At 47.3% G+C, this 6,482-nt stretch carries 6 protein-coding genes; 1 reads left to right on the top strand and 5 read right to left on the bottom strand.

Annotated features, from left to right (window positions below; translation table 11 throughout):
• Positions 1-482 precede the first annotated feature (482 nt).
• Positions 483-719 (bottom strand): hypothetical protein, encoded by a 237-nt coding sequence (locus ACFO8Q_RS03320; RefSeq protein WP_380024292.1) that lies wholly within the window; start codon positions 717-719, stop codon positions 483-485.
• A 183-nt stretch (positions 720-902) separates the two neighbouring features.
• Between ACFO8Q_RS03320 and ACFO8Q_RS03315 the strand changes: the two genes are divergently transcribed.
• Entirely contained in the window at positions 903-1,514 is a 612-nt protein-coding gene (locus ACFO8Q_RS03315; RefSeq protein WP_380024290.1) for a superoxide dismutase, read from the top strand.
• Between the two features lie 74 nt (positions 1,515-1,588).
• On the opposite strand, the gene prfB is transcribed toward ACFO8Q_RS03315, so the two are convergent.
• The 4 genes from prfB to hpf all read right to left on the bottom strand — a co-directional run bounded on the left by prfB (position 1,589) and on the right by hpf (position 6,279).
• Positions 1,589-2,720, bottom strand: a protein-coding gene (gene prfB, locus ACFO8Q_RS03310; RefSeq protein ID WP_380024288.1) for a peptide chain release factor 2 whose coding sequence is annotated in 2 segments (ribosomal slippage) — positions 1,589-2,638 and positions 2,640-2,720 — 1,131 coding nt in all. Because the reading frame shifts where the segments join, the coding sequence is not laid out codon by codon here.
• Between the two features lie 119 nt (positions 2,721-2,839).
• Complete coding sequence (gene secA, locus ACFO8Q_RS03305; RefSeq protein ID WP_380024286.1) at positions 2,840-5,215, bottom strand: preprotein translocase subunit SecA; 2,376 nt, start codon at positions 5,213-5,215, stop codon at positions 2,840-2,842.
• Between the two features lie 143 nt (positions 5,216-5,358).
• Entirely contained in the window at positions 5,359-5,616 is a 258-nt protein-coding gene (locus ACFO8Q_RS03300; protein WP_380024284.1) for a hypothetical protein, read from the bottom strand.
• Positions 5,617-5,727: 111 nt separating this feature from the next.
• A complete protein-coding gene (gene hpf, locus ACFO8Q_RS03295; protein WP_380024282.1) occupies positions 5,728-6,279 on the bottom strand; it encodes a ribosome hibernation-promoting factor, HPF/YfiA family in 552 nt (183 codons plus the stop codon).
• Between the last annotated feature and the right edge of the window lie 203 nt (positions 6,280-6,482).

Raw genomic sequence — 6,482 nt, 5'->3', positions numbered from 1 at the left:
TATTCCTAGCTCCCTACACGATTCAGTTTTCAAAGAACGACTTGGCGCTTTAGCGCCTTAGCGTTACTTGTGCCCTTGTGGTGCAAAGAACGACTTGGCGCTTTAGCGCCTTAGCGTTACTTGTGCCCTTGTGGTGCAAAGAACGACTTGATCAGGATGATCCACTCCAGGTTATCGCCATGAATGACGATTTTCTTAGTGGAGATCCTTCCGTTTGTCGCTATTGTCATCGCAAACAGCGACAAAAGCTATCTTATCACATCCGCACCAGCATTTCAACTGGTAATATTTATTTTTTTGATTCGGATGCTATTTTGTTATTCATCGCTTTCGAACCAGTGTTTTCACACCGTCTCGCGGCGACAAGAGTTATAATATCACGCTGCACATCATAACTCAACGCAGCTTTAAAAACAAATCACAACAAAATTCTTCCCGATCTGTTATTAGGACGAACTGCTTTTATTTTAGAGCTTCATTCTTTATTTCTCGCCCACCTGATCCTCGCGCAATACTTCATTAACAAAGGCAACGCGAGTGACTTCTGATTCAAGGAGTTCTTTTAAATATTTTGTATCGGCCATCCGCAGCCTGACCGCGTACTTTTTTTGATACTTCTCCTTAAATTCTTCATTCTCCATCAGTCCTTGAAACCAATCTGACGAAAACAATTGCTGTTCAATCTTTTTATGATCCAATGCATCTGATAACCAAGACACCGGTTTCACCTCCTAACACAATCCTCATTTTCTTTTCCTAATTAAATTACCCAAAAATCGCGCATAATGACACATCTGTATGACATAATTGTAACTGTGCCTACATTGCATTTTGAGGTAAATTACGGTAGGCTAATACATAGAAGAATTCTAATCTAAAATTTATGTGGGAGGGAATAAACAATGGCACATGAATTACCGGCACTTCCTTATGACAAAGCGGCGCTTGAACCGCACATCGATGCGCAAACCATGGAAATTCACCATGGCAGACACCACGCTACATATGTGAACAATCTGAATGCAGCTTTGGAAGGTCATGCGGACCTCCAAAATAAAAGTCTCGAAGACCTGCTCCGCGACATCAACAGTGTTCCGGAAAACATCCGCACTGCTGTTCGCAACAATGGCGGCGGCCACCACAATCACTCCTTGTTCTGGGAGATCTTAAGCCCAAATGGCGGCGGCGAACCGACTGGCGCTATTGCGGATGCAATTAACAGCAAGTTTGGAAGCTTCGACAAATTCAAAGAAGAATTCGCTAAAGCGGCTACCACTCGTTTCGGCAGCGGCTGGGCATGGCTTGTTGTGAAGAACGGTGAGCTTGCAGTTTACAGCACAGCAAACCAAGACAGCCCCCTGATGGAAGGCGATATTCCTGTTCTCGGTCTTGACGTTTGGGAGCATGCATACTATCTCAAGTATCAGAATAAGCGCCCGGATTACATCGCCGCGTTCTGGAATGTAATCAACTGGGACGAAGTCAACAAGCGTTACCAAGCGGCTCGCGGTTAAGAAAGCAAAAAGAACCCCGTTTTCCAATGATGGAAAATGGGGTTTTCACTTTTACGGATAAAAAGCAACCAGGCTTACGCTTGGTTGCTTGTCTTTTTCTCCACCTGTTGCCGGAGGTATGCATCAATAAAAGAATCCAGAGCACCATCCACAACCGCGTGAACGTTGCCCACTTCCTCGCCGGTTCTGTGATCCTTCACAAGTGAATACGGGTGGAATACATAAGAACGAATCTGGCTGCCCCAAGCAATGTCCCTTTGTTCCCCGCGAAGCTCCGCTAACTCTTTTTCACGTTCCTCAAGTTCACGTTCATAAAGTTTGGAAGCGAGAATTTTCATCGCTGCGGCCCGGTTCTTAATTTGGGATCGCTCACTTTGACAGGTCACTACGATACCGGATGGAAGATGCGTGATCCGGACAGCGGAGTCGGTCGTATTCACGTGCTGACCTCCAGCACCGGAAGAACGATAGGTATCGACCTTAAGATCAACTTCCCGAATTTCGATATCCACATTTTCATCCATTTCGGGCATTACATCGACAGATGCAAAAGACGTGTGACGGCGACCGGAAGCGTCAAAAGGTGAAATCCTCACCAATCGATGGACTCCGCGTTCCGCCTTAAGATATCCGAACGCATTGTATCCCTTTATTAATAGGGTTACACTTTTTATCCCTGCTTCCTCGCCCGGGAGATAGTCAAGGGTCTCCACTTTATATCCCTTGTCCTCCGCCCAACGCGTGTACATACGAAGAAGGATTGAAGCCCAATCTTGCGATTCAGTCCCACCGGCACCCGGGTGAATTTCAAGAATCGCATTGTTTTTGTCGTACGGTTCACTTAACAGAAGCTGCAATTCAAAATCGGACAGCTCTTTTCCCAGTTTCTCGCCACCTTGCTCAACCTCATCGAGAAGACTTTCGTCCCCTTCTTCCCGAGCAAGCTCAAGCAACACTTCCAGATCCTCTTGCTGGCTTGATAATTTCTCCATCTGCTCCACAAGAGCTTTGAGTGCGTTCGTTTCATTAATCACTTTTTGAGCGGCATCCTGATCATCCCAGAACGTCGGACTCGCCATCTGCTCTTCTAATGAAGAAATCCTCGATTTCTTATCAGGCAGGTCAAAGAGACCTCCCAATGTCCGCCAAGCGCTTGGCTGTATTTTGCAATTCCTGCTTTAACTCACCATGTGTTTTTGTTGCCAATTTCTTTTCACCTCGTAATTTGCCACTATCTTACCCACTAAGAGAGTCGGGCCGCTTCGAAAAGCGGCCTGGCGAACAATAAAGCCGGTTTAAGGGCGACGTCCCTTTGACGGGTGTTTTTACACTTCCTGTGGAGCTTGCTGTTCTACCTGAATGTTTGCCTTGAAAACATACATCACAACCTCTTCGCGAATGCTGTGAATCATTTCGTCAAACATCTCATACCCTTCAAATTTGTACTCGACAAGCGGATCGCGTTGCCCGTAAGCACGGAGATGAATCCCTTGACGGAGTTGGTCCATCGCGTCGATATGATCCATCCACTTTGTATCAACCGTGCGGATCAGGACCACTTTTTCAAATTCGCGCATGAACGCACCCAATTGCTTTTCACGTTCAGCATATTCCTGCATCGCAAGCCCCAAGACAAAGTCCGTTAGTTCTTCACGATCGGCGCGACGGGATAATTCTTCGACATTGGTCTTGCCCGGGGAGAGATAATGGCGCTCTCCGTATTCAAGCAATCCCTGCAGATCCCAATCCTCCGGTACCGCATCTTCCTGGCAATAAGTGTCGACTGAGAATTTAACCAGATCTTCCACCATGCCTTTAACTGTCTCGGACAGATCGTCCCGTTCAAGGATTTCACGGCGCTGCTTATACATCACTTCACGCTGCTGGTTCATCACGTCGTCATACTTCAAGACGTGCTTCCGAATGTCAAAGTTATTGCCTTCAACCTTCTTCTGCGCGCTCTCAATCGCACGAGTCACCAAACGGGCTTCAATCGGCTGGTCTTCTTCCAGACCCAGACGTTCCATCATCCCCATAATATTCTCCGAACCGAACAAACGCATAAGGTCATCTTCCAGCGACAAGAAGAACTGGGAAGACCCCGGGTCGCCTTGACGGCCTGAACGTCCGCGCAGCTGGTTGTCGATGCGGCGGCTTTCATGACGTTCTGTACCAATAATATGCAATCCGCCGACTTCTGCTACCCCTTCTCCAAGAAGAATATCCGTACCGCGACCGGCCATATTGGTCGCAATGGTAACTGCACCGCGTTGTCCGGCAAGCGCAACAATCTGAGCTTCTCTTTCATGATGCTTGGCGTTCAGGACCTCATGTCGAATTCCACGCCTCTTCAGAAGCTCGGACAAGTATTCCGATTTCTCGATCGAGGTGGTCCCCACCAGTATCGGTTGACCAACCGCATGGCGTTGCACAATCTCTTCCACAACCGCATTGAACTTCCCACGGATGTTCTTGTAGACAACGTCCTGCAAATCCACCCGTTGGTTTGGTTTGTTTGTGGGTATTACCACAACATCCATGCCATAAATCGAACGGAATTCTTCCTCTTCCGTCTTGGCCGTACCGGTCATGCCAGCCAGCTTCTGATACATCCGGAAATAGTTTTGCAATGTGATCGTAGCAAGAGTTTTGCTTTCGTTCTGGACTTTAACTCCCTCTTTGGCTTCAATCGCCTGATGGAGACCTTCGCTGTAACGGCGACCTTGCATCATACGGCCGGTGAACTCATCGACAATGATTATCTCGCCGTCTTTCACCACATAATCCTTATCCCGCTTCATCAGATGATGAGCTTTCAAAGCCTGGGTGATATGATGGTTGATCGTGACATTCTCCGGATCAAACAGGTTTTGGATGTTGAAAAATCGTTCCGCTTTATGGGCACCTTGTTCGGTCAATACGACAGACCGCGATTTTTCGTCAATTGTGTAGTCGGCTTCCCCGCGAAGACTCGACACAAAAATATTGGCGCGTATATACAGTTCAGTCGACTTTTCCGCCTGCCCGGAAATAATCAACGGTGTACGTGCCTCATCGATCAAAATGGAATCCACTTCGTCCACGATGGCATAATGCAGCGGACGCTGCACCATTTGATCGAGCGACATCACCATGTTATCGCGGAGATAATCGAAACCAAATTCATTGTTCGTACCGTATGTAATATCACACGCGTACGCTTTTTGTTTTTCCATGGGATCCATGCCATGAATGTTAAGTCCCACCGTCATTCCCAAGAAACGGTGCACCTGACCCATTTCCTCTGCGTCACGGCGCGCCAAGTAGTCATTCACGGTAATTATGTGAACCCCTTTGCCAGTCAATGCGTTCAGATACGACGGCAGCGTTGCCACAAGCGTCTTACCTTCCCCCGTACGCATCTCCGGGATTCGGCCCTGGTGCAGCACAATACCACCAAGAAGCTGTACATCATAATGACGTTTCCCAAGGACGCGCTTTCCCGCTTCCCGTACTACCGCGAATGCTTCCGGCAGCAGATCGTCAAGCGTTTCCCCTTTTGCCAAACGTTCTTTAAATTCAACCGTCCTGGCGGCTAATTGCTCGTCCGACAGGTTCGCAACCGAGGATTCCAGACTGTTGATTGCGTCAACCACTTTATATAATTTTTTAATTTCTCGTTCGTTTGAATCGCCAACGAGTTTCTTCAGGAGGCCCAACATCTCGTTGTACCACTCCTCTCCAAGATTTCCTGCCTTTGTGTCCACCGTCTAGTATACCATCGTTTTGCCAAGTGTCCAAAAGAAAATGTCTCCAAAAGAAAAAAGGTGACAGATCCGTCACCTGAATACCTGGTTGCCCTAACTTAGAATAGTTGGCGATTGCTTACCGACTTTGATTCCTGATCCCCTCGAATCAGACCCAGCACAATGGAACTAACGATCACCAAGACCCAAACCGAAGTTACGAAATGAAAAAGAGCGACAAGCACGACAGCAATACAGGTTTCCAGTAACCACGGGTGAATGTAATACGATTTTCGCAAATTCCAGTACAGTATGTGCGACGCCTTCAGCAAGATGAGAAAAACCAGAACCTGAAGCATTGCAGCCAGAAACGACATGTCGGTCACCTCCTGCTACATCGTATGCGCAAAAGGATAGACGGGTGCCTAGTGAATCAAAAAAGGGCCGGCTCCCATAGCCCGCCCATGATCATTATTTGTATTTTCGGTCTAGAACTCAGGTTCAATCAACCCATAGTTTCCGTCGTTTCGTTTGTACACAACATTCACCTCTTCGGTTTCCGCATTTGCGAAAACGAAGAAATCATGCCCCAAAAGATCCATCTGCATGACAGCCTCTTCCGGAGTCATCGGTTTAAATGCAAACTTCTTAACCCTGACGATTTCCCCTTCATCGATTTCATCTTCTACTGCTACAGTTGCAGCCGCCCCATTTTCCTGGAAAAGAGTCCGAATCCCCTCTTCCCGAAAACGGCGATTCAACTTGGTCTTATGTTTTCGGATTTGGGCTTCCAGCTTTTCAGCCACAAGGTCAATGGAAGCATACATGTCAGGCGAGCGTTCTTCCGCTCGAACCATAATGCCATTAAGCGGCATAGTGACTTCCACATTGTGAGAATCGCGCACAACAGACAGGGTCACTTGTACGGCTTGAACAGGAGGTGTATCGAAGTACTTTTCCAATCGTCCAATCTTTTTCTCCACGTAGTCTCGCAAAGCATCCGTGATACTAAGATGTTCCCCACGCAATTGGATTTTCATGAGGTACTCCTCCTTCCCTTACTGTACTAATCATATTCGCCTGAGTTTGGCAAAAAACCTCCTTCAAAATCGAAAAATTCAAAAATCCAACACACCTTCTTAACAATCTCCACAATTGAACGTATTACCTTCTTCCCGGGTTCGACAGTATAGGCCTAAAAGTAGGCACCCCAAGGGGTGCTGTGGATAACTGAAATCCTTAT

Origin of the sequence: Effusibacillus consociatus, assembly GCF_042652925.1 — a bacterium.
Classification (GTDB): Bacteria; Bacillota; Bacilli; order Tumebacillales; family Effusibacillaceae; genus Effusibacillus; species Effusibacillus consociatus.
This window is presented reverse-complemented; position numbering and strand designations above follow the sequence as displayed.